Source organism: Bradyrhizobium sp. 190 (assembly GCF_023073415.1).
In the GTDB taxonomy this organism is placed as follows: domain Bacteria; phylum Pseudomonadota; class Alphaproteobacteria; order Rhizobiales; family Xanthobacteraceae; genus Bradyrhizobium.
The window spans coordinates 165,477-186,781 of sequence record NZ_JADPJL010000008.1 but is presented as its reverse complement, the minus strand read 5'-3'; the positions used below and the strand labels follow the sequence as shown (position 1 = coordinate 186,781).

Below are 21,305 nucleotides of genomic sequence, written 5' to 3'. Positions count from 1 at the left end.
ACTGGCGGCGGCAGGGTGCGCGGCTATCCGATCGTTTCACCTGGTCATTCATCCACGATTACAACGTCCATGCCCGCGCTCTGCGCAACCTTTATTGACGGCACATTGTCCGAGTAAACATGCGCACGAAGACTGCCAAAGCGCGACCTGACTTCATTCAGCATGAGTTTTGCAACCCCGCGGTTACGGTGTTCCGGTGCAACGGTATAGGACAGATCCCTGCCATCGATCCTGAACGTGGCAACAGGTTGTCCATCGACCTCGAACACGAAGAGGTTGGGCTGATCCATCTTCAGGCGCCGATCGAGCCAGCCCAGGTGATCTTCCCACGGGATCAGGCTCTTGCTCTTCGACATGTTGCGGGTCGATTCATCGTTCCGCCAATCGAACAACCGTCGGGCATCGTCCCTCGTGGCCGGCCGTATTTGAAAACGGTCAATCATTCGGCAATCTCGCCTGATCGGCTTCAATAGGGGTAGACTTGCACGTAGTCAAACCAAAAGGCACGCCGGGGTTTCGTACCGCCGACCTTCAGAATTGGGCTGATCTCGGCCGAAATGCCTCCAACTCCGCACAGACACGGCGCAGGCCCTCCCCGTCAACCAGTGCCAGCGCCCCTTTGCCCAGCGCCCGTATCCGCGCCGGATCGCGCAGCAGGGCTTCGAGGGAACGCGCCATTTGGTCCTCCGTCACGCTAGCGGCTGAACCCAAATAGACAAGCGCGCCGGCTGCGGCCAGCGCCGTCAACACATCGAGCTGGTTGGGTGCGATGTCGACCGCAAGCGTCGGCAGCCCGAGGCAGCACCGCTCCCAGCACATGACCCCGCCAGCCCCGATCGCGAGATCGGCGCGACCCATCAAATCGGCGATGTTATCAGCCCCACGATGCAATACAGCGCCCGGCAGTTCCTCGCACATCGTTGCAACCGAACTGCCGTGCGGATTGCTCAGGCCAACGACGACATCCACTGGGAGCGGATTTCCCGACAGACGCTTGATCGCCGCGAGCGCCTTCGCCGTCTCATTGGACGGATCGGAACCGCCATAGCACACGAAAATGCGGCTGACCTTTCCGCTGCGCCCGCCAAGCGATTTGCGCTGCTCGGCAAATTCAGGGCGCAGCAACGCATAGCGCGGGCCCAGCAGCAGCTTGCATGTCTTCGGCAACAGGCCACGATATCGGCGTTCCATTTCCAGAACCAGGTTCTGGTCGAGCAGGATGTCGCAGTCGTGGTTCCGATCGGCAAGATCGTCGATCGCAAGAATGCACGGCGCCCGCTTGCGCTGCATGCGCTCCCACCTCGCATCGAGTGCATAGTGGTCGACGATGAGCCAGTCGACAGGCCCGATGCGATCGATCGCCTCCAATGTCTGCTCGGCATCCTTCTGCCAGGTCGTCGGCAGCCAGTGCACATGGGCGGTTCCGTCCGCAGCCAAAGCGTCCGGAAGGCGATCGGGATCGGGCAGCAGCCGCACGGAATGTCCCTCGCCTTCGATCAGGCGCGTCAGGCCCGCGGCATGGCTGCGCAACAGGAAGAACACGTTCGCGCCGTCGTCGGCCAAAGCGCGGGCCAGGCTGAGGCACCTCATGAGATGCCCCATGCCCATTTCGATGGAAGCATCGACGCGGACTACGACCCGTTGCACAGCGTTCATCAAACTGGCCTTGGATTATATCCGGAACGCTTGGTTGCGGGAGAGGTCGACCCGTTACAATGGCCGTGCTATCCGCTGACCCACGAACCAGCCGCCAATGTCCGGTCCAGGCTGCGCCGGAGCGCCACTTGAACCATCGCGCTATACTCTATAATCCCAGACACCAGCAAAGCAACATTCGGCAAGGCATGCCGCCGCGCAACGACGACGTTATCCTGATCACGACCCTCGCCGAATACCAGACTAGGTTCTGGATTCCCGTGGCGCAGCGCTTGCGCCAGGCGGGATGCGAGGTGCAACTGCTCGCCTTTGACGATCGCAGCGCGGAAATGGCGGAGGCGCAAGGTATCTCCGTCATCAACATGTACCGGACCGGCCTTCATGGCGGCCCCCCGGTCGAAGACCAGCGCGCCTTCGCTACGCGGATCGCTGACTACGGCCTGGATGGAACGAACTTCCTGTTCAGCCATGAGCGCGTCACCTTTGGCATTCGCGATACCGCCGCGCTGCGCCGGCGGTTCATGATCTACAGCAACGCGATGGAAGTCGTGCTCGATCGATTGGCGGCCGAGGGCCGGCAGGCGTTGGCTGTTCAGGAACTCGGCGGATTCCTCTCGGTGATCGCCTGCTTCTACGCCGCGAAGAAACGCGATGTCCGGAACTGGTTCATCGAGCCGTCGTTCTTTCGCGGCAGACTCTATTACACACCGGACAGCCTTGCCGCCCCCGACACGATGCGGACGCCGGCGGACGCGGTCTCCGCTGACGTGCGCGCCTATCTCGACGACACCTTGCGGCAGCAATCCATCGTGATTCCGCAAAAGGACCGCCACCAATATTCGGCGGCATTCAACAAGATCGCCAACGCGCGGAACGCGCGCCGCCTGGTCGAGAAGCTCTGGGACCAGTTCGCACTCGGCAAGCATCAGGAGTTCGGACATAACCTCCGCCATGCCCGCGCGCATGCCGCCATGGCGGTCGGCGCGACACGGCTGCGGAAACTTTATCGCCCAATGCCGGACGGACCGTTTGTCTACTACCCCCTGCACGTGCCGGCTGATATGGCGCTGACGCTTCGCTCGCCGGAATATCTCGATCAGGTCGCGACCATCGATTTCCTGCTGCGCACCATCCCGGATACGCATGTCCTCGTGGTGAAGGAGCATCCAGCCCAGATCGGCGCGATCCCGGCCGGCCGCCTGTTCGAACTTGCGCGCCGCTTTGATAATTTCGTTCTGCTGCCGCCGCAAACCAACAATTACACGGTGCTTGGCCGCGCCGATGCGATTGTCTCGGTCAACAGCAAATCGGGCGCCGAAGCCGTGCTGCTCGGCAAGCCTGTCGTGGTAATGGGCGATGCATTCTATCGCTCCTGTCCGCTGGTGTTCGCCGTCGACCGCGTTGCCGACGTTCCGCAGCGGCTTCGCGACGCGCTGGCCGCGCCGCCGTTCGACCCTGCCGATACCGCGCCCTATTTCGAAACCGCCTGGCGGCAATCGTTTCCAGGCGAACTCTATATCAGCGATCCCAAGCAGCTCGATACGTTTGCGGCTTCGCTGCTGTCCGCGATCGCCGAACCGCGCCGCGCGGATTGAAAGGCTTCTCCATGCCGCTCGTTTCGATCATCACCCCGTCGTGGAACGTGGCGTCGCTGATCGGCGAAACCATCGCCTCCGTTCAGGCCCAGACCATGACGGATTGGGAGCTGTTGATCGTCGATGACTGTTCGACCGACCAGACCGCCGCGATCGTGGAAAGCCATGCGGTGCAGGATCCGCGGGTCAAGCTGATCCGCCAGGCCCGCAACGGGGGCCCGGCGCTTGCCCGCCAGGCCGCAATCGAACAGGCGCAGGGCCGCTTCATCGCGTTTCTCGACAGCGACGATTTGTGGCTGCCCGCCAAGCTCGAACGGCAGATCGCCTTCGCGCAGGCGAAGCGTGCGGCGCTGAGCTACACGGCGTTTCGCCGCATCAACGAGACGGGATCGGTCACCGGCCGCCTGATCGAGGTGCCGGCCTCGTTAACCTACGAGCAGTTGCTCAAGAACACCTCGATCGCCACCCTGACGGCGCTCGTCGACCGCGACATCGCGGGCAACATTGCCATGAAGAACGAACCGTATGACGATTTCTGCCTCTGGCTGAGTATCCTCAAGCCGGGACACGCCGCCCATGGGCTCAACGAGGACCTCGCCCGCTACCGCGTGCGGGGCGCATCGGTCTCCAGCCGCCCGCTGCGGTCCGCCGGCTGGGTCTGGCACATCTACCGCAACGTGGAGCAGCTTCCGCCGATCAAATCCGCCTGGTGCTTCGCGCATTGGAGCGCGCGCGCCTGGCTGAAGCGCCGGGAGTTCTGATGACCGCTGAAACGGTTTCGGATTCGCGGGCCCCGCGCGCGGTTCCGAAACCGGATAGTGAGCGTAGTCCCCATCAGCCGCCTGCCGGTCCCTCAGGGCAACCGGCCTGGCCGTCTACGCAACCAGCGCGATTGAAACCAGCCAGGAGCTCGCGGCGCTAGTCCAGGTCGAGCGCGGTTCGCTACCTATTGGGGGACACCTGTATTTCGCCTCGCTGCAAGGACGAGTGAGCAGTTCCTTCAGGGACTTAACCGGGGATTACGGTATTATGACACCTCTCTCACGGACAATGCTATTGGCGAACTTTGCCGTTGCCGATACCACTCGGCTGCCCCGTCACAGGACGTGAAGCAAGCCAGCCGCTCGAAGCGGCAACCCCGGGAATCACGATGGCTTTTGACCGAAACTACAAAGACAGCCGCATCCTCGTCACCGGCGGCGCAGGGTTCATCGGATCCCACCTGAGTGAACGGCTGCTCGCCGCGGGCGCGGAAGTGGTGTGTGCGGACAACTACTTCACCGGCAGCCGCAAGAACATTGCCCACCTGCTGTCCAACCCGATGTTCGAAGCGATCCGGCACGACGTGACGTTTCCGCTCTACATCGAGGTCGATGCGATCTTCAACCTGGCCTGCCCAGCCTCGCCGATCCACTACCAGCGCGATCCGGTGCAGACCACCAAGACCAGCGTGCATGGCGCGATCAACATGCTCGGTCTCGCCAAACGTCTGCGGGCCCCGATCTTTCAGGCCTCGACCAGCGAGGTCTATGGCGATCCCCTGATCCATCCGCAGACCGAGGATTACTGGGGCAACGTCAATCCGATCGGGATTCGTTCGTGTTACGACGAGGGCAAGCGCTGCGCCGAGACCCTGTTTTTCGACTATTGGCGGCAACATGCCCTGCCGATCAAGGTTGCGCGCATCTTCAATACCTATGGTCCGCGGATGCAGCCGAACGACGGCCGGGTCGTTTCATCCTTCATCGTCCAGGCGTTGAAGGGCGACCCGATCACCGTGTTCGGCGACGGCGGCCAAAGCCGCTCGTTCTGCTATGTCGACGACCTCGTCGAGGCAATTACCCGGCTGATGCTGACCGGCGAAGATTGCACCGGACCGATCAATCTCGGCAACAATTCGGAATTCACCATTCTGGAACTGGCCGAGAAAGTGATCAGTTATACGGACTCGCGCTCGAAGCTCATTTTCAAGCCGCTGCCGCAGGATGATCCGCGGCAACGCCAGCCCGATCTCTCCAAGGCGAAGGCGCTGCTGAATTGGGAACCGAAGGTAGCGCTCGCCGATGGTCTGAAGGAAACCATCGCCTATTTCAGGCGCTCGCTCGAACTGTCGTAGTCAGAGAAAGCCAATCGTTTCAGTTATCACCTCGCGTGGCGGCGCGATGTCCATGATGCATTCGTCAGAAAGCAAGCGCGCTCCGGACATTATGGAACGCATTCGGCTGGCATCCGGCTCGCGCTTCAGCCTGTACGTGCTGGTATGCCTTCACATCGTCATTTGCTGCACCTCGCTGGTACAGGTTGCGCATTGGCAGTCGTACATGTTGTACGACGCTGCGCGGGCTAACTACGCGATTGCTGCGGTCGGAGCGTTTTCTACCGTCTCGCTGTTTTTCATATTCGCCCGCTTCAGCTTTGGCTACTTCGTCGGCTTTAGCCTGTTCACGATGGTGCTCGGCTTCATCTGGCTCAACAACTTCTCCAAATTCAACTACGATCACCGGCTGGCGGGCCTTTCGGCCGCCGCTTCGGCGGTGCTGTTTCTGCTTCCCGCTCTCCTCGTCAGGGCGCCCGCCAAACAGATGTACGTGCTGTCGCCTCGCGCCCTCGAATACCTTCTGATGTTCATTCTGGTTCTGGCGCTGGGCACGATCGTCGCGGCCTCATTCTACAATTTCAGACTGGTGTCGATCAGGCAGATCTACGATTTTCGCAACGAACTCAACTTTCCGGCGCCGGTACGTTACCTGACCGGAATTCTGTCCACCGTGCTGCTGCCGTTCGCCTGCGCCTGTTATCTGGCGCTCAATCGCCGCTGGTGGGCTGCCGTACCGCTCCTCCTGATGCTGCTGTTCTATCCGATCACGCTCAGCAAATTTGCGCTGTTTTCGACGGCGTGGGTCGTTATGTTGCTGGTGCTTTCGAGGATTTTCGAGCCCAGAGCTGCAACCATCCTGTCGATTCTCTTGCCCATGCTTCTCGGCGTGATCCTGATGGCAGCGTACCTCAACCGCTATACACAGCATTATTTCGGCCTGGTGAATATCCGAATGATGGCGACCCCATCCAGCGCCATGGACATCTACAACGACTTCTTCTCAAGTCACCCGCTGACCTGGTTCTGCCAAATATCCTTCCTGAAGCCGTTGATGAGTTGTCCCTATCAGGAGCAGCTATCGCTCGTGATGGAAAAGACTTACCAGATCGGCAACATCAACGCGTCTATGTTTGCGACAGAGGGTATCGCCTCGGTCGGACTGTATCTCGCGCCGCTGGCGGCGCTGGCATGCGGGCTCGTGATCGCGCTCGGCAACCGTGCGTCGGCCGGACTGCCGCCGGGATTCGTGCTGATCTCGGCAGCACTGCTTCCCCAGACCTTTCTCAATGTGCCCTTTACGACGGCATTGTTGACACATGGCGCCGGGTTCCTGTTTCTGCTGTGGTACATCATGCCGCGCACGATGTTCGATCGGAAGATCGAAGCTGCGGCTACGTGACCGGAGGGTTTCGATGCAAAGCGTTCTGATCACCGGCGGCGCGGGCTTTATCGGCCAGAACCTGGTGCACGCATGGCTAGCCGCGCGGCCGGCCGACCGACTGACCGTGGTCGATGCCATGACCTATGCGGCCAATGTCCGCAGCCTGGAGCCGCTGATTGCCGATCGCCGTATCCAGTTCGTGAAGGGCGACATCGGCGACGCGGCGCTGATGCAGCGCCTGTTCGACGAACGTAAATTCTCCCGCGTGGCGCATCTCGCTGCCGAGTCGCATGTCGACCGCTCGATCAGCGATCCGGAGGCGTTTCTGCAGACCAACGTGCTCGGCACGTTCACGCTTCTGCAGGCGGCGCTCGATTGCTGGCGCGCGGCGGCGATGCTCGATGAGGCGCGATTTCTCCACGTTTCGACCGACGAAGTCTATGGCTCGCTCGGCGCGACTGATCCCGCCTTCACGGAATCCTCGCTTTATCGTCCGAACTCGCCTTACGCGGCGAGCAAGGCCGGAAGCGATCACCTGGTCCGCGCCTTTGTCGCGACCTATGGCATGCCGGCGCTGATCACGAACTGCTCCAACAATTACGGCCCCTATCAGCACCCGGAAAAACTCATTCCACTGATGATCATCCATGCGCTGGAAGGCAAGCCGCTGCCGGTCTACGGGGACGGCTCCAATGTCCGCGACTGGCTGCACGTATCAGATCATTGCGACGCCCTGATCAACGTGATCGAGCGCGGCCGCACCGGCGAAACCTACAATGTCGGCGGCGGCAACGAGCGCAACAACCGCGACGTGGTGGGCCTGATCTGCGATACGATCGATGCCGCCTTCGCAGCCGACCCTCGCCTCGCCTCGCGCTTTCCGTCCTGTCCCACAGCTAGCGCCGGCTCCTGCCGCACGCTCATCACCTATGTGACGGACCGTCCCGGCCACGATCACCGTTATGCGATCGACGCCAGCAAGCTCGCGACCGAACTCGGCAGCCGCTGCAGCGTCGGTTTCGAGAGCGGACTGAAGCAGACCGTGCAATGGTATCTCGACCACGAGCCATGGTGGCGTGACGTCACCAGCGGCGCCTACAAGGCGTGGATCGACAAGAATTACGGCTTCCGGCGCGCGGTCTAGCCATTCATGCGCATCCTGGTGCTCAATGCGGACTACCCGCGTTTCCTGAGCTGGCTGTATCGCCGCCAGCCAGGACTCGGAAGCGCCGGTTACGCGGCCCAGATGGCGGCGCGAAATGCCAGCCTGTTCGGCGTCGCCGATTTCTATTCGCGGAACTTTGCCGCACTCGGCCACTCGGCGGCAGAGATACACGTCAACAATGCCTGGCTACAGACGGCATGGGCGCGCGAGCACGGGATGGCCGTCGAATCGGCGGGGCCCGCCACTCCGAGCGGAAGCACCTCGCTTCCAGCCTGGCTGCAACGTGCCGTGACGCCGCTAAAGCCGATGCTGCGACCGTTGGCCCGTAAGGTCGGGCTCAGTCCCAGCCTCGACGCACAGGCCGAGGCCATCCTGCTGGCCCAGATCGAGGAATTCAAACCAGACGCGGTGCTCAACCAGGACACCTTCCACGTCGACCCCAGGCTGATGCGGCGCATCAAGACGATCGGCAACCCCATCCTGATCGGGCAGATCGGGATTGCGCCGTCCCGCGGCGTGGATTGGTCCGTCTACGATCTGATGATGTCGCAACTGTTCGCGACGGTGGATTTCTTCCGCCGTCTCGGTGTACGGGCGGAAGTCAATCATCTGGCGTTCGAACCCGCCATTCTCGAAGCGCTGCCGCCGACGCCCGCCCTGGACATCGAGGTTTCCTTTGTCGGCACGGTATCGCCGGACCACCAACAGCGGATCGCCCTGCTCGGGGCGGTCGCCGAACGTTACGATCTCAAGCTGTTCGGCAACCCGCCGCAGACGCTGCCAGCCTCCTCCCCGCTGCATCGCTGCTTTCAGGGCGAAGTCTGGGGCGCCGAGATGTATCAGGCGCTGCGGCGCTCGAAGATCACGCTCAATTCCCACATCGACATGGCCGGGCGGGAAGCCGGAAACATGCGGCTGTTCGAGGCCACCGGCGTCGGCGCGTTCCTGCTGACCGATTTCAAGGACAATCTGCACACCCTGTTCGCACCGGACCGCGAGGTCGCGGTATGGCGCTCGGTTGAAGATTGTCTTGAGGTCATCGGTCGCGCGATCGACGATACCGATGGTCGCAATACGATTGCCTGTGCGGGCCAGGCGAGAACCATGGCGCAACATACCTATCGCCATCGCGCCGCGGAGATCCTTGGTTTCGTTGAAACCCTGCGGAAGCCGCGATGAAGCTACCCCGCATCGTCAGGCAGGTCGGCAAGCACGTGGTCAAGGCGACGCCGATCCTGCGCCGACATGTTCTGACCTCGACCGACTATAAGGTGCTTGGCGGCGTGGAGGATGCTCGCAATGCAGCCGCATCATCGAGCGGCTGGCTTGCGGCGCGCACCGTGGCTCGCCAGGAACGCGCCTATCGGAGCCTGATTGCCGACATGAAGAACGGCGAACCGCGGCTCGATTTCGCCGTCGCGGCGGAGGCCGTTGCTGCGACCGGCCTCGCCGATGCCCGCCTGCTCGAAGTCGGCAGCGGTAGCGGTTATTATTCCGAAGTCTTCGCACGTCTCGTCCCCGGCGGCGTGCGCTATACCGGCATCGACTATTCGGAAGCGATGATCGCGCGCGCGCATTCCCGCTATCCGTCTGATACGTTCGAGGTCGCCGACGCGACCCGGCTGCCCTATCCGGACGATGCATTCGACATCGTCTTCAACGGCGTATCGCTGATGCACATCATCGACTATCAGGAGGCGATCCGCGAAGCAGCACGCGTGGCCGGGCGGTACTGCGTGCTGCACACCGTGCCGGTATTCGACGATCATCAGACCACATACTTGCGAAAGTTCGCCTATGGTGCGCCGGTCGTCGAGATCGTCTTCGGCAAGAGCGAATTGATGTCGGTTTGCCGGAACGCCGGGCTTCGGCTGCAGCGCGAATGGCCCTGCATTCCCTATGACGTATCCGAGGTGACAGGCCATCGCTCGACGACCGAAACATACCTGTTTTCGAAGGCACGCTGACCGGACGCAGGCCCGTTCCCCGAACTACAACGGCGCGATGATCGTCCTTACGAAGGGGTTCAGCACGTTGTCGATCAAGGCAAGCTCCTTGATCTGGCCAAGACTCGCCCAGCAAAACATCGCCATGTCGGACTCGATCACGCTCTCATCGTCGACAAACACGATGATGTTCTCGTTCGACTTGCGCCAGAACCGGCCGCCCTCTTCATTGTGCTCTGCCCGGTAAATGATACGAACCCCGGCCTTGGCGGTGAGCACCTCCAGCATCGGGGACAGCTTTCCACCATGCGCGCGCCTGATATTGGACCACGTGCTTTGAACGGAGGGAGAGAGCTGGAGCACGCCGACGTTGCCCGGCTCGGCCTTGGCGTACAACAGAAACTGGACGCCACTATCCGGCGTCTCGCGGGCGACCAGTCCGAGGATACCGCCTTCGGGCTGGGTGTAGATCGGCTGGTCCCACGAGGCGACCTCGCGCAGGTCGCCGCTTTCGACACGTACGCCCTCGACCCCGAAAAACTGCCCGGACTTGTGCCGCACATTGCCTTGCGCGTCTCGCGACCAGCCCCGAACGTCATCGAGTCCGATCAACTCGGCCTCGAAGCGGATCGCCCGGCAGCGCTCGTCCCGCCACGCCAGGATCGGCGCGGGATCCGTCGGCTCGATCGCTTTGGAAGCCGCGAGCCTTTCGCGAAACCAGTCGAGATGCGCGCGCTCGGCCATCAAATCACGTCCCTGAGCACTTCGATCACGGTATCGACTTCCTCGTCCTTCAGGTGCGGATACATCGGCAGCGAGAAAATGCGCTGCGCCTTGCGCTCCGCAACCGGGAACTGGCCCTCACAATAGCCGAGATCGGCGCTACCCCGCATGATGTGAATCGGCCAACGATAGGACACGTTGCAGTTGATGTCGCGTTTCGCCAGCCGCTCCAGCACCCCGTCGCGATCCGTCGGGTGTTCTACCACATAGACATAATAGGAATGGCGGCTATGGGCGTTCTCGCGCGGCAGCACGAGGCCGCTTCCGGCGAGACCCTGCTCGTAGCGCGCGGCGATCTCCCGCCGCCGCTCTATCCAGCTATCGATACGCGGCAGTTTCAGCGACAGGATCGCAGCCTGCACCTCGTCGAGACGCGAATTGTAACCGTGGCGCTCGGAATAATACTGCGTTTCCATGCCATAGAAGCGGAGACTGCGCGCAAGCCGGATCGCCGCCTCGTCGTTGCTCAACACCATGCCGCCGTCGCCATAGGCGCCCAGCACCTTGGTCGGGTAGAACGAGAACGCCGAGGCGTGACCGACGCTGCCGGACTGATGATTCTTGTAGAGCGCCCCCTGCGACTGCGCACAGTCTTCCATCACCTTCAGCCCGTGCCGCCCGGCAATCGCCATCAGCGGATCGAGATCCACGCACTGGCCGTACACATGCACCGGAACGATCGCCTTGGTGCGCGGCGTGATCGCCGCCTCGACCTGCCCGACATCCATCAGGAAATCATCTTCGCGCACGTCAACAAAGACCGGCGTGGCACCAAGCGTGCGGATCGCCGAGACCGTCGGCACGGCCGTATTGGGCACGGTAATGACCTCGTCGCCGGCCCCGACCCCCAGAGACGCCAGCGCGATGTAGATCGCGTCAGTTCCGCTATTCACGCCGACGCCGCCTGCAACGCCCAGATAGGTGGCCATCTCGCGCTCGAATTTGACGCCTTCCTGTCCGAGCACCAGCCGCCCCGATCCAAACACCCGATCGACGGTAGCGAGTATCTCGTCGCGCAGTTCGTCGTATTCCCGTAAGTAGTCCCACACGTTGATTGGCATTGTCTCTCACACGCGCTGATGCGGCGGATTCTGGGATGCGAGCGCCGTCGCGATCATGTCCCGACACCGGGCATCGCTCAAGAGATCGCGGTGGAAGCTCTTGTGATTGCCGCCGTCGATCGCCGACGTCACCGCCTCCAGGAACCGAGCAAAGGTATCGGCTGGCTCGAACGTCACGACATCATCGACATTGCGTACGCGCCGGCGCCATTCCATCCGATGATCGGCGGGTGGAGTGAAGACGCGCTCTATTAACACAGACCCCGAACGGCTCACAACGAGCAAGCGATTTTGATACTCGCCCTCGAAGCTGAAATGGCCGGAAAATACGCCGCCATTGCCGAGCCGGGCCAGGACCGAAAAGCCCGTGTCGACACCGGTTTCCGGATGCCGGCCACCGGCCAGAGCCGTGATTTCCGACGCCGCCTCACCGCCGAGGATTCGCATCGTTGCGGCAGCGTATGGCGCCATGTCCAGCAGGCAGCCTCCGCCCAGCTCGCGGTGATTGCGAAAATTTCCGATCGGCAACGGCGGAATGATGAATTGCACGGCTGCCTGCGTCAGCGGACCGTGTTCGGCGACGAAGGCCGCAAGCGCCTCGAATTGCGGATGATAGCCGAACACCGTCGCCTCCGCGACGGCGCGATTGACGCGCCGCGCCGCATCCACCGCGCGCTCGCTGCCCGTCAATGTCATCATCGCCGGTTTGTCGACCACGACGTGCTTGCCGGCAGCCAGCGCCGCCATCACCCAGTGCTCATGCATCGCATTCGGCAGCGAAAGATAGACGAGGTCCGAATCGCTGTCGCGCAACGCCGCGGCATAATCGTTGAAGAAGCGCCCCTGCTTTGGCCACCCATCAGGCTGTGGCCGACTCTTGCTTGCGATCGATATCTGCGCGATGGCTTCGACTTTCGCCGCGGCCGGTATCACCCGCCGTTCGACGATCGAGGAATAGCCAAGGATCAGCAGCCGCATGTGTGAAGAATCTCCCGAAGGAATTGTTCGGACTACCGGGCCGCGATAGCCCGGCCGGTCAGGATATCAAGGCCCCGGATGCTCATCATTCTCGCCTTCCGCAACGCGTTGGACATGCGGTCGCCGAGGGTGGTGGCGACGGGCTTTCGGATCGTATCGATCTGCTGGTCCTTCAGATAAGGCGCCGCCGCCCGTTCGGCCTCCGCGAGCGCCGCCGTGTAGGGCTCGTACAGTTTATGCTTCATCAGGCTGGAAAATGGCGCGTGATAGAGCCGGTGGCTATTGAAATAATAGCCGCCGCTGCGCTTTACCCCGTAAAAATGAAAGAACAGCAGCGGATATCGTCGCTCAATCTCTACCCCGCCATCTTTCCACTGCAGATCGCAGTCCGCAAAATTCCAAGGTGCGAGATTGGCCCCGAGATGCGAGATGACATGGACCCCGCCAAACATTTCCGGCAATCGATCGAGGTAGCGCTGGTCAGCGAAGCGATCGCCCTCCACCCGGTCATAGCACCATTCGATGCAGCGCTCGCGCCACCAACGCAAGGCCTGGACCCCGTCGTTGCGCCTGCGAACGCTTACCCAGCCGACGTTGTAGAGTCCAAACCTGCGCTGACCTTCCAACCCTCGGGCGAAACGATGTGGAACGATGCCGAACGCCGCGTCCTTCATCTCATCGTAGATCGGATCGGGTGAGGCGAAGAAGAAGAGATCGCTGTCGAGATATGTGACCCACTCCGCATCCGGCTTGCCGTTCAACACGAAAAGCATCCAGGCCGGCGAACACGTGAAATAATATTCGATCAGGCTGCGCGTGGAGCGCGTGGCCGCGACGTCGGGATTGGCGCCCTCGAAGTCGGCCAGCCGCACCGGGACCAGATTGGGCAGATCGAGCGCAGTCAGAGCCCGGTGACAGGCCTCGCTCAGGCATAGCACCCAGAGCTCCGCGCCCCGCGCATGCCGCTGCAACGAATGGTAGAGCGCCAGCCCGCGTGGCAGGTAGTTGTGATCGAAATAGGTACAATAGGCGCGGTTGGCCATGATCCCCGTCGCAGCTCAGGTCGCGAATTGCGCCGGTGCGTCACCGACATTGCGTCATAAAGCGCCGCAATAGGCCATTCCTATCGCACCCATAGCGACGGCGCAACGCGTGCATGTCCGCGTAAACCATTGAAATATTTCCGCTATGGGGCCCGGAAAGCATTTTGTGCGCCGGTTGGCGCGTGCTAACGAGGCCCCTCCACTCCCGCCACCCGCGAAGAGTTCGGCGCATGAATCGCAAAGGTATCATTCTGGCAGGCGGCCGCGGCACGCGGCTTTATCCGCTAACGCTAGCGACCTCGAAGCAGCTATTGCCGGTCTACGACAAGCCGCTGATCTATTATTCGCTCACAACGCTGATGATGGCGGGCTTGCGCGAGTTCCTGATCATCACCACGCCGGAGGAGATCGACCAGTTCAGGCGCCTGCTCGGTGATGGACGGCAATGGGGCATCGAGCTTTCCTTTGCCGTCCAGGATCATCCCGGCGGTATCGCGGAAGCTTTCCTGATCGGGCGGGATTTTCTGGCCGGCGGATCCTGCGCGCTGATCCTCGGCGATAACATCTTCTACGGCGACAATCTGCGGGCGCTGTTGCGCACCTCCGCGCAGCAGAGCCGCGGCGCGACGGTGTTCGCGTGCTGGGTCGACGATCCCGAGCGCTATGGCGTCATCGAGTTCGATTCCTCTCATCGGCCGTTGCGGATCGTGGAGAAGCCGAAGGCGCCGAAATCCAACTACGCCGTGACGGGGCTTTACTTCTATGACGAACGCGTCGTCGACGTCGTGCGCGAGATGAAGCCGTCGCCGCGTGGGGAACTCGAGATCACCGACGTCAACCAGTGGTATCTGGAACGCGGCGACCTTAACGCCGAACGTTTCGGCCGCGGCTACGCCTGGCTCGACGCCGGCACGCATGAATCGCTGCTCGAAGCCTCGCAGTTCATCCACATCGTGGAGAAGCGTCAGGGCCTGAAGATCGCCTGCCCGGAGGAAATCGCGTTCAGCCAGGGCTTCATCGACACCGAACAACTGCTGCGCCTTGCCGAGCCGATGAAGAATACCGGCTACGGCCAATACCTCATTCGCCAGGCGACGATTCCTCGCTAGCGGGGTATAGCTGCAGTCAGTCTGCTGCGGACCCTCTCGATCGCCAGCGGACTGGCTGCAACTGCGACGACAACCAGCCATAGCCCGCATTCGACGAAGAACCGCAACGGTTCTGCCAGCGGGACGGCAAGCCGGATCGCCGTTCCCAGCGCCCATCCGGCAAGCGTCACGGTGACCATCACCGTGGCCAGGAACAACAAATGCCGCAGCGGATGCTGCAGCGTTTGCCCGATGATGATGCGTCCGAGCACACCGAACTGGATCAGGAGCTCGCTGGCGACGACGGCAATGGCCGCTCCAAGCAGCCCGATCGAAGGAATCAGGATCGCCGACAGAACGAGGAACAGGACCAGTTGCAGCGCCTTGGTCCGCAGCAAAAGCGGCCCCCGATCGCTGTAATTCGCGTAGCCCAGCGCGAGGATCGAGGGGGCCACCGCAGCCGTACCGATCAGCAGCACAAATGTCAGCGGGCCATCGTAAGGGATGGCGCCGTGCGTCCAAAGCGCGAAAAAATCCGGCCAGAACGGCAACAGGCCCGAAACCACGACGCTCGCCAGCAGCGCCACCAGCACGGAGCCGCGCGCGTACAGGCCCTGCAACCGTTCCCGGTGGCCGACGGCATAATCGTGACCGAGCTCGGCGGCCAGCGGAAGGGTCGTCTGGACGCAAAGCACCCGTATCAGCCCGGCAACGACGCGGGTCAGGCCCCATTGTGCCACCGCGACCCGGTCGGACACGAGCGCGCTGACCAGCAGCACCGGCAGATTGAGCAATGCCAGATCGGCGGCGCTTGCGACCGCGAATGGAGCTGCCTTGCGAAACTGGCCGGCGATCCAGCCCAACGAACGCGTTGCACGTACCCCGCGCAGAAACGGAAACAGCCGCGGCGCATCCGACATCAGAAGATAGGCCGCAACCAGCATTTGCGCCGCGACATAGACGATGGTGACGTAAAACAGGCTTTGGGTCAGCGTGACGGCCACAAGTTGCCCGAGCAAGGCTCCAAGCATCCCGAGATTCATGAGCTTGACCGCTCGCCCGTAGAGGCCGCGCGCGCGGTAAAGTGCCGCCGCAATATTGACCGGCAGCGTGAGGAGTGTGCCAACGATCATCGCGCCGAACGCCAGGTCAAATTGCGCGATCGCGCCAAAGCCAAGCATCGCGGAAGGCGGAAGCACATGAATGAGGATCAGCGTGGCGACAGCGAGCGTCCCCGCGAGCCCAAGATAGATCCGCCGCAGTTCGGCATAGAATTGTCCGGTACGACGATCGCTGTCGACGCTGGACTTGAACGCAAAAAAACGGTTGATCGCGCGAAATTGCAGGCCGGCATCAACGATCAGAACGAGATTTCCGGCGGCATAGATCGCCAGCCACGCGGCGAGCACATCGTTCGACCAGTAGTGCAGGAAGATGGGGACCAGCGCGACTTGCTGCGCTGTTCCCAACGCCATTTGCAGGAGATTTGCCGACCAGCCTTGCGAGAGACGGCGCGCGCGGCTTGGGGAACCGGTCATCGACGCCCTCTCCGGAACGGTGCGCTCCAATGGCATGCGGTCAAGACGGCAACGGCCTAGCCATACATTTCGACCGGGGTCTGGGACGCCACAAAATACAGATTGTGCCGGGTAGGATAGATCGTTTCCCACACGCGCACGAACTTGAAGTGCGGCAAGAAGAAGCGCCGCAGATCTTCCTTGTCCTTGAATTCGTACTCGTGCAGGGCATTGCTCTTCTTGCCGGTCTTGTCTTCGGTCAGCGTATAACCGCTGAGGATGCCGTCAGCACCGAGGCGCTCGACGATCGCGCCCATGATGGAATCGATTTCCTTTTCGGTAAAATGCTCGATCGCCGCATCCCACACGATGTTGTCGAACGGCCCGTCCGGAAGCCCGGCGCGGATGTCCTGCTTGATGAATGTGATATTTGGCGCGGAATTGTACCGCTTGGCGTGCGGGATTGCATCCTCGTCGAAATCGAGAGCAATGACCGACCGGGCCCTCGTCGAGTAGAAGTGCCTTGCATTGAACCCGTCGCCGCAGCAGATCTCGAGCATCCTCGAATTCTCTTTGAGGACGAGCCGGGAAAACACGCCGCGCTCGACAAACAGACTGTTGTTCGTTGCGCCCCATTGCCAGTACTGATCGAGAAAATGATCGAACCATTCGGGCCTCGGCTTGATGCCCCATTGCACGGCAAACTGCGCAAAGTGGGTCCAGCCGACCAACAGGCGCATGAACCAGTTGATACCCTTCAGGACGGATACCAGAAGCCGCTTCAAGGAAAATCTCCCATCTTGATCGAAAAGTCCGGGGATTCCGGGGCCGCCACGGCGCGACGAAGCGCTTTTCCGGCCGTCACTAACGTATGCAACAATAATCAGCAAGCCTGCCGGGCGCGGCAGTTTCGGCGTCCCCCGCGCTTTGGCGTCCGCGGCCCGCCAAGGCATCGGCGTCGTTACGACCAGGCAGAGATCGGCCGTTGATTCCCGCGGCGGAAACCGCCAATTTGCGCACTCTCGAACCAGGGGCAAATGCCCCGACAAGCATCAAAGTGAAACCGTGACAGCAGATTACATTCCGTTCAACCGACCCCATGCCACCGGCAATGAGATGGTCTATGCAGCCGAGGCGCAGCGCAACCACCATCTCTCCGGCGACGGGGCCTTCACGAAGCGCTGCCATCAATGGATCGAGGAACGAACCGGCTGCGCCAGGGCGCTGCTGACCCACTCCTGCACCTCGGCGCTGGACATGGCGGCGCTGCTGCTCGACATCAAGAGCGGCGACGAGGTCATCGTGCCCTCCTACACCTTCGTGTCGACCGCCAACGCGTTTGTGTTGCGAGGCGCGGTGCCGGTGTTCGTCGATATCAGGGAGGACACGCTCAATCTGGATGAAAAGCTGATCGAGGACGCGATCACGACGCGGACGCGCGCGATCGTTCCTGTGCATTACGCCGGTGTCTCCTGCGAGATGGATTCTATGATGGCGATCGCCGGGCGCCACGATCTCAAGGTCGTGGAAGATGCCGCGCAGGGAATCATGGCTGGTTACAAGAACCGGGCGCTCGGGGCGATTGGCGACCTCGGCAGCTTCAGCTTTCACGAAACCAAGAACATCATCTCGGGCGAAGGCGGCAGTCTTCTGGTGCGGGACGCGGAGCTCGTGCAACGCGCCGAAATCATGCGCGAGAAGGGAACCGATCGCGGCCGATTCTTCCGCGGCGAGGTCGACAAATACACCTGGCAGGATGTCGGCTCGTCATTTCTGCCTAACGAAATCACCGCCGCCTTCCTGTGGGCACAACTCGAAGAGGCGCAGCAGATCACCAGCGAACGGATGGCGATCTGGCGCCGCTATCATCAAATGCTCGAACCGCTCGAACGACAGGGCTTGCTTCGCCGACCGATCGTGCCGGCGGATTGTCAGCACAACGGGCACATGTACTACGTTCTGCTGGCGCCCGAAATCGATCGCCAGCAGGTACTTAACGGACTGAAACAGAACGGGATCGGCGCGGTATTCCACTATGTCCCGCTGCATTCGTCGCCGGGCGGCCGACGCTATGGACGTGCGCATGGCGAGTTGGCGCTGACAACCTCGCTATCGCAGCGTCTGGTCAGGCTGCCGATGTGGTTTGGCTTGAGCGAGAGCCAGCAGGCGCGAGTGTGCGAGGTGTTGACCGCGCTCCTGAAGAAATAATCCGGAACGATACGCTCCCCGCAAAGATCAAAGTGCGTCCGATTCGTCGGGCGCGGAACGACGCATAGGACGTGTCGAAACCGCATGAGGCGACGACGGCCCCGCTGACGAGATAGGTATCAGCCCGGCACAGATTTGACGGGGTTCCTGTTCGGCCGGGCGATCGGCTTGAAAGTGCCGATATCGACGTACCCAGCATCTCTGCTCGTCGTTCAACAAGATGTCCGCGGTGGACGAAGTCGCAGCCACGCGCTATGTCGGAAAAGGCGCCGCCACCCATAGCTGGTGGCCCTGATTGGATCATCCTGATACGGAAAGCCTTTGATGCGCCTCGCCATTATTCAATCCTGCTATATTCCGTGGAAGGGGTTCTTCGATCTGATTGGCCGCACCGATCTCTATGTCGTGCTCGACGGCGCACAGTATGTGAAGCGGCACTGGCACAACCGCAACCGGATCATGACGCCGAGCGGGCCGATCTGGCTGACAATTCCGGTCGCTACCAAATCGCGGTTCGAGCAATCGATCGACGAAGTTGGTTTCGCGGAGCCATGGGCCGACAAGCACTGGCGATCGATCGAACTGGCCTATCGCAAATCGCCCTACTTCGCGGAGGAAGCGCCGGCGCTGAAAGCCGTCTACGAGACCGCCGAACGCCTCGACCGGCTCACCGACGTCAATACGCTATTTCTGAAAGCGCTGATGAAGCGGCTCGATATCCCGACCGCCATGGTGCGTGACAGCGAATTCTCTCCGCAAGGCGCGCGAACCGGACGCCTGCTCGACATCTGCATGAAGACAGGCGCCACGAAGTATATCTCTGGGCCTTCGGCGCGCGAATATTTCGACGAGCCCTCGTTTGCCGCGGCCGGCATCGCAGTCGAATGGATGAGCTACGGACCGTACCAGCCCTATCCGCAGCGCGGACCTGCGTTTGATCACGCGGTCTCCGTGATCGATCTGCTGTTCTCGACGGGGCCTGCGGCCGCATCCCATTGCCGTCCGATGACGGTCGAGTCGTCCGTGGGGAGCGGCTGATGCAAAACGTCTGGCGGCCGCTCGGAAGGGTGTTCTCACCGATCGCCGGAGAGCCCTGGTCCGTCAGCCATGCCGCGTACCCGACGGCGCTGACGCTTGCCGACGGCAATGTCCGGATCTTCTATTCGACGCGCGACGCGTCCAACCGGTCGTCGGCCGCTTCCGTGGACGTCGCCATCGTTGGTAACCGGTTCGAGGTGCTCGGCGACCCGCGGGGACCGCTGTTGACGCCGGGCGCGCGCGGCTCGTTCGACGCCGATGGCGTAACGGTTTCCTCCGTTATCGCGCATGACGGAAAACTCTATGCCTTCTATCTCGGATGGACTGTGCTGGTGCACGTGCCCTTTACCAACTTTATCGGCGTTGCCGTGAGCGACGACGACGGACAAATCTTTCGCCGCTGCTTGAGTGTGCCGGTGGTCGGCCGCAGCCCGGAAAATCCGTTTACCGTCGGATACCCTTTTGTGCTTCGCGACGGGCCGGGCTGGCGCATGTGGTTCGGCTCTCATCTGCATTGGGGGCAGCAAGGCATGAAAATGCTGCACGTGATCAAGGAAGCGCACTCCGCCGATCTGGTCCGGTGGACGCCATCCGATGCCGTCGTGGTCGATGTCGCAGCAGCCGACCCCCTGGAGTTTGCGATTTCGCGGCCCGTGGTATTGCGCGAGCCGGATAACAGCCTCTCGATGTGGTATGCGCGGCGACGCCCGCATTACGAACTCGGCTTCGCGCGCTCCGCCGATGGCAAGCATTGGGAACGGCGCGATCAGGATCTGCGCTTTGTCGGCACGGCGGAGACCTGGGAAGACAAGGAAAGAACCTATCCGTTCGTTTTCGACCACAGCGGCCGCCGCTACATGCTCTACAACGGCAATGGTTACGGCCGCGAGGGTTTTGGACTAGCCGTTCTCGAGCAATGAACCGTCACTTCGGAAGCTTTGCGCGGCGCATCGCAAAATACTCGGCGTCCGATCTCGGCGTCGTCACCTCGTATCCGAGCAGACGGCGCAGGGTGGGATCGTCGGTGAAATCATCGCCGAGGAACGCCGGCAGATCGATTTGCTGGCGGAGGATCGGCGAGGTGTAGACCTGGTTGACCGCCCGGCGCTCGGTCCCTGAGCGGTTCGGCGCGCCGCTGTGATAGAGCATGCAATCCAGCACGATGTAGCTGCCCGCAGGCGCGCAGACCTGCACGGCCGACGCGTCGACAAAGCGATCGGACGGAAATTCCTCCTGCTTGTGGGTCGCCGGCAGCACCAGCGTTGCGCCGTTCTCGGTCGTAAAGGCGTCCAGGCAGAACAGCGCATTGATCGCCATCGGCCGCGAGAACACGACGTGCTGATACGGCAGATCGCGATGCCACGCGCCCTGATTATAGGTCTTGGCCGGCGGATTGATGACCCCGTTCTGCTGCGACAGGACCTGATAGCCTCTGATCAACCGCTTGCACATTTCCAGGATCGCCGGATTGCGCGCGAGCGCCAGCAGGCTTCTATCGTAGGCGAATGGCGTACGGACGGTATTGTGCTCGTCGATTTGCGCCAGCGCTTCGGTTCCGCCAGCAGCCGCGTGTGCAGCACGGCGCGCAGTGTCGAAACCTTGCGAAAATCCACTGAGGTCTCCGGCAGAGTAGCCACCGTCCACGACCGCATAGCCGAGCGTGCGCAAGCTTTCCACCGCGGCGTCGATGTCGCTATCGGCCGCCGCACGTTCGTTGATGCCGTAAGATCTGGTCATGGCCTCATCTT

The 21,305-nt window shown here is 61.8% G+C and carries 21 protein-coding genes; 12 read left to right on the top strand and 9 right to left on the bottom strand.

Features of this window, described 5'->3' with window-relative positions; all coding sequences use genetic code 11:
- Positions 1 to 44: 44 nt before the first annotated feature.
- Positions 45 to 443 (bottom strand): GNAT family N-acetyltransferase, encoded by a 399-nt coding sequence (locus IVB22_RS04675; protein ID WP_247516140.1) that lies wholly within the window; start codon positions 441 to 443, stop codon positions 45 to 47.
- An 88-nt stretch (positions 444 to 531) separates the two neighbouring features.
- Positions 532 to 1,590: a UDP-2,4-diacetamido-2,4,6-trideoxy-beta-L-altropyranose hydrolase gene (gene pseG / locus IVB22_RS04670; protein ID WP_247516941.1), complete on the bottom strand. Its 1,059-nt coding sequence runs from the start codon at positions 1,588 to 1,590 to the stop codon at positions 532 to 534.
- On the opposite strand from pseG, the gene IVB22_RS04665 reads away from it, so the two are divergent.
- The 8 genes from IVB22_RS04665 (at position 1,480) to IVB22_RS04630 (ending at position 9,862) form a co-directional block, all read left to right on the top strand.
- Positions 1,480 to 1,788, top strand: a complete 309-nt coding sequence (locus IVB22_RS04665; protein WP_247516989.1) for a hypothetical protein — start codon at positions 1,480 to 1,482, stop codon at positions 1,786 to 1,788. The two genes, pseG and IVB22_RS04665, sit on opposite strands and share 111 nt — an antisense overlap.
- A complete protein-coding gene (locus tag IVB22_RS04660) occupies positions 1,785 to 3,251 on the top strand; it encodes a capsule biosynthesis protein (protein ID WP_247516139.1) in 1,467 nt (488 codons plus the stop codon). The genes IVB22_RS04665 and IVB22_RS04660 overlap by 4 nt, the downstream gene beginning before the upstream one ends.
- Positions 3,252 to 3,262: 11 nt before the next feature.
- Positions 3,263 to 4,012: a glycosyltransferase family 2 protein gene (locus tag IVB22_RS04655; protein ID WP_247516138.1), complete on the top strand. Its 750-nt coding sequence runs from the start codon at positions 3,263 to 3,265 to the stop codon at positions 4,010 to 4,012.
- A gap of 389 nt (positions 4,013 to 4,401) precedes the next feature.
- On the top strand, positions 4,402 to 5,367 hold the full coding sequence (locus IVB22_RS04650) for a UDP-glucuronic acid decarboxylase family protein (RefSeq protein WP_247516137.1): 966 nt from the start codon (positions 4,402 to 4,404) through the stop codon (positions 5,365 to 5,367).
- 52 nt (positions 5,368 to 5,419) lie between these two features.
- Entirely contained in the window at positions 5,420 to 6,748 is a 1,329-nt protein-coding gene (locus tag IVB22_RS04645) for a hypothetical protein (RefSeq protein ID WP_247516136.1), read from the top strand.
- 13 nt (positions 6,749 to 6,761) lie between these two features.
- Positions 6,762 to 7,874, top strand: a complete 1,113-nt coding sequence (gene rfbB / locus IVB22_RS04640) for a dTDP-glucose 4,6-dehydratase (protein WP_247516135.1) — start codon at positions 6,762 to 6,764, stop codon at positions 7,872 to 7,874.
- A gap of 6 nt (positions 7,875 to 7,880) precedes the next feature.
- Complete coding sequence (locus IVB22_RS04635; protein WP_247516134.1) at positions 7,881 to 9,074, top strand: glycosyltransferase; 1,194 nt, start codon at positions 7,881 to 7,883, stop codon at positions 9,072 to 9,074.
- Positions 9,071 to 9,862, top strand: coding sequence for a class I SAM-dependent methyltransferase (locus IVB22_RS04630; RefSeq protein WP_247516133.1), 792 nt, complete (start codon positions 9,071 to 9,073; stop codon positions 9,860 to 9,862). Before IVB22_RS04635 ends, IVB22_RS04630 begins: the two co-directional genes overlap by 4 nt.
- A gap of 24 nt (positions 9,863 to 9,886) precedes the next feature.
- Here the strand turns inward: IVB22_RS04630 and IVB22_RS04625 are convergent, their stop codons facing one another.
- The 4 genes from IVB22_RS04625 to IVB22_RS04610 are packed head-to-tail and all read right to left on the bottom strand — an operon-like array spanning position 9,887 to position 13,706.
- Entirely contained in the window at positions 9,887 to 10,585 is a 699-nt protein-coding gene (locus IVB22_RS04625) for an NDP-hexose 2,3-dehydratase family protein (protein ID WP_247516132.1), read from the bottom strand.
- Positions 10,585 to 11,685 carry a DegT/DnrJ/EryC1/StrS aminotransferase family protein gene (locus tag IVB22_RS04620; protein WP_247516131.1) on the bottom strand — a complete coding sequence of 367 codons (1,101 nt, stop codon included), beginning with the start codon at positions 11,683 to 11,685 and terminating at the stop codon, positions 10,585 to 10,587. The genes IVB22_RS04625 and IVB22_RS04620 overlap by 1 nt, the downstream gene beginning before the upstream one ends.
- A gap of 6 nt (positions 11,686 to 11,691) precedes the next feature.
- On the bottom strand, positions 11,692 to 12,663 hold the full coding sequence (locus IVB22_RS04615) for a Gfo/Idh/MocA family protein (RefSeq protein ID WP_247516130.1): 972 nt from the start codon (positions 12,661 to 12,663) through the stop codon (positions 11,692 to 11,694).
- 32 nt (positions 12,664 to 12,695) lie between these two features.
- The gene (locus IVB22_RS04610) at positions 12,696 to 13,706 is read right to left on the bottom strand and encodes a hypothetical protein (protein ID WP_247516129.1); all 1,011 of its coding nucleotides are present in this window, start codon (positions 13,704 to 13,706) and stop codon (positions 12,696 to 12,698) included.
- A 230-nt stretch (positions 13,707 to 13,936) separates the two neighbouring features.
- On the opposite strand from IVB22_RS04610, the gene rfbA reads away from it, so the two are divergent.
- Positions 13,937 to 14,815, top strand: coding sequence for a glucose-1-phosphate thymidylyltransferase RfbA (gene rfbA / locus IVB22_RS04605; RefSeq protein WP_247516128.1), 879 nt, complete (start codon positions 13,937 to 13,939; stop codon positions 14,813 to 14,815).
- Here rfbA and IVB22_RS04600 read toward each other — a convergent pair.
- Together IVB22_RS04600 and IVB22_RS04595 are read right to left on the bottom strand one after the other, a co-directional pair.
- The gene (locus IVB22_RS04600; protein ID WP_247516127.1) at positions 14,812 to 16,332 is read right to left on the bottom strand and encodes a lipopolysaccharide biosynthesis protein; all 1,521 of its coding nucleotides are present in this window, start codon (positions 16,330 to 16,332) and stop codon (positions 14,812 to 14,814) included. The genes rfbA and IVB22_RS04600 overlap by 4 nt on opposite strands.
- 56 nt (positions 16,333 to 16,388) lie before the next feature.
- Positions 16,389 to 17,096 carry a class I SAM-dependent methyltransferase gene (locus IVB22_RS04595; protein ID WP_247516126.1) on the bottom strand — a complete coding sequence of 236 codons (708 nt, stop codon included), beginning with the start codon at positions 17,094 to 17,096 and terminating at the stop codon, positions 16,389 to 16,391.
- 280 nt (positions 17,097 to 17,376) lie between these two features.
- Between IVB22_RS04595 and rffA the strand changes: the two genes are divergently transcribed.
- The 3 genes from rffA (at position 17,377) to IVB22_RS04580 (ending at position 20,477) form a co-directional block, all read left to right on the top strand.
- Positions 17,377 to 18,519, top strand: a complete 1,143-nt coding sequence (gene rffA, locus IVB22_RS04590) for a dTDP-4-amino-4,6-dideoxygalactose transaminase (RefSeq protein ID WP_247516125.1) — start codon at positions 17,377 to 17,379, stop codon at positions 18,517 to 18,519.
- Between the two features lie 324 nt (positions 18,520 to 18,843).
- Positions 18,844 to 19,557, top strand: a complete 714-nt coding sequence (locus IVB22_RS04585) for a WbqC family protein (protein ID WP_247516124.1) — start codon at positions 18,844 to 18,846, stop codon at positions 19,555 to 19,557.
- Complete coding sequence (locus tag IVB22_RS04580) at positions 19,557 to 20,477, top strand: hypothetical protein (RefSeq protein ID WP_247516123.1); 921 nt, start codon at positions 19,557 to 19,559, stop codon at positions 20,475 to 20,477. The genes IVB22_RS04585 and IVB22_RS04580 overlap by 1 nt, the downstream gene beginning before the upstream one ends.
- A 4-nt stretch (positions 20,478 to 20,481) precedes the next feature.
- Here the strand turns inward: IVB22_RS04580 and IVB22_RS04575 are convergent, their stop codons facing one another.
- Complete coding sequence (locus tag IVB22_RS04575; RefSeq protein WP_247516122.1) at positions 20,482 to 21,294, bottom strand: phytanoyl-CoA dioxygenase family protein; 813 nt, start codon at positions 21,292 to 21,294, stop codon at positions 20,482 to 20,484.
- Positions 21,295 to 21,305 lie beyond the last annotated feature (11 nt).

Bases quoted from the DNA above. Each gene is read 5' to 3' on its own strand.
- IVB22_RS04635 (WP_247516134.1), top strand. From the start codon at position 7,881: ATGCGCATCCTGGTGCTCAATGCGGACTACCCGCGTTTCCTGAGCTGG.
- pseG (WP_247516941.1), bottom strand. From the start codon at position 1,590: ATGAGGTGCCTCAGCCTGGCCCGCGCTTTGGCCGACGACGGCGCGAAC.
- IVB22_RS04575 (WP_247516122.1), bottom strand. From the start codon at position 21,294: ATGACCAGATCTTACGGCATCAACGAACGTGCGGCGGCCGATAGCGAC.
- IVB22_RS04650 (WP_247516137.1), top strand. From the start codon at position 4,402: ATGGCTTTTGACCGAAACTACAAAGACAGCCGCATCCTCGTCACCGGC.
- IVB22_RS04585 (WP_247516124.1), top strand. From the start codon at position 18,844: ATGCGCCTCGCCATTATTCAATCCTGCTATATTCCGTGGAAGGGGTTC.
- IVB22_RS04655 (WP_247516138.1), top strand. From the start codon at position 3,263: ATGCCGCTCGTTTCGATCATCACCCCGTCGTGGAACGTGGCGTCGCTG.
- IVB22_RS04610 (WP_247516129.1), bottom strand. From the start codon at position 13,706: ATGGCCAACCGCGCCTATTGTACCTATTTCGATCACAACTACCTGCCA.
- rfbB (WP_247516135.1), top strand. From the start codon at position 6,762: ATGCAAAGCGTTCTGATCACCGGCGGCGCGGGCTTTATCGGCCAGAAC.
- IVB22_RS04580 (WP_247516123.1), top strand. From the start codon at position 19,557: ATGCAAAACGTCTGGCGGCCGCTCGGAAGGGTGTTCTCACCGATCGCC.
- IVB22_RS04645 (WP_247516136.1), top strand. From the start codon at position 5,420: ATGATGCATTCGTCAGAAAGCAAGCGCGCTCCGGACATTATGGAACGC.
- IVB22_RS04620 (WP_247516131.1), bottom strand. From the start codon at position 11,685: ATGCCAATCAACGTGTGGGACTACTTACGGGAATACGACGAACTGCGC.
- rfbA (WP_247516128.1), top strand. From the start codon at position 13,937: ATGAATCGCAAAGGTATCATTCTGGCAGGCGGCCGCGGCACGCGGCTT.
- IVB22_RS04625 (WP_247516132.1), bottom strand. From the start codon at position 10,585: ATGGCCGAGCGCGCGCATCTCGACTGGTTTCGCGAAAGGCTCGCGGCT.
- IVB22_RS04600 (WP_247516127.1), bottom strand. From the start codon at position 16,332: ATGACCGGTTCCCCAAGCCGCGCGCGCCGTCTCTCGCAAGGCTGGTCG.
- IVB22_RS04615 (WP_247516130.1), bottom strand. From the start codon at position 12,663: ATGCGGCTGCTGATCCTTGGCTATTCCTCGATCGTCGAACGGCGGGTG.
- IVB22_RS04675 (WP_247516140.1), bottom strand. From the start codon at position 443: ATGATTGACCGTTTTCAAATACGGCCGGCCACGAGGGACGATGCCCGA.
- IVB22_RS04630 (WP_247516133.1), top strand. From the start codon at position 9,071: ATGAAGCTACCCCGCATCGTCAGGCAGGTCGGCAAGCACGTGGTCAAG.
- IVB22_RS04665 (WP_247516989.1), top strand. From the start codon at position 1,480: ATGTCCCTCGCCTTCGATCAGGCGCGTCAGGCCCGCGGCATGGCTGCG.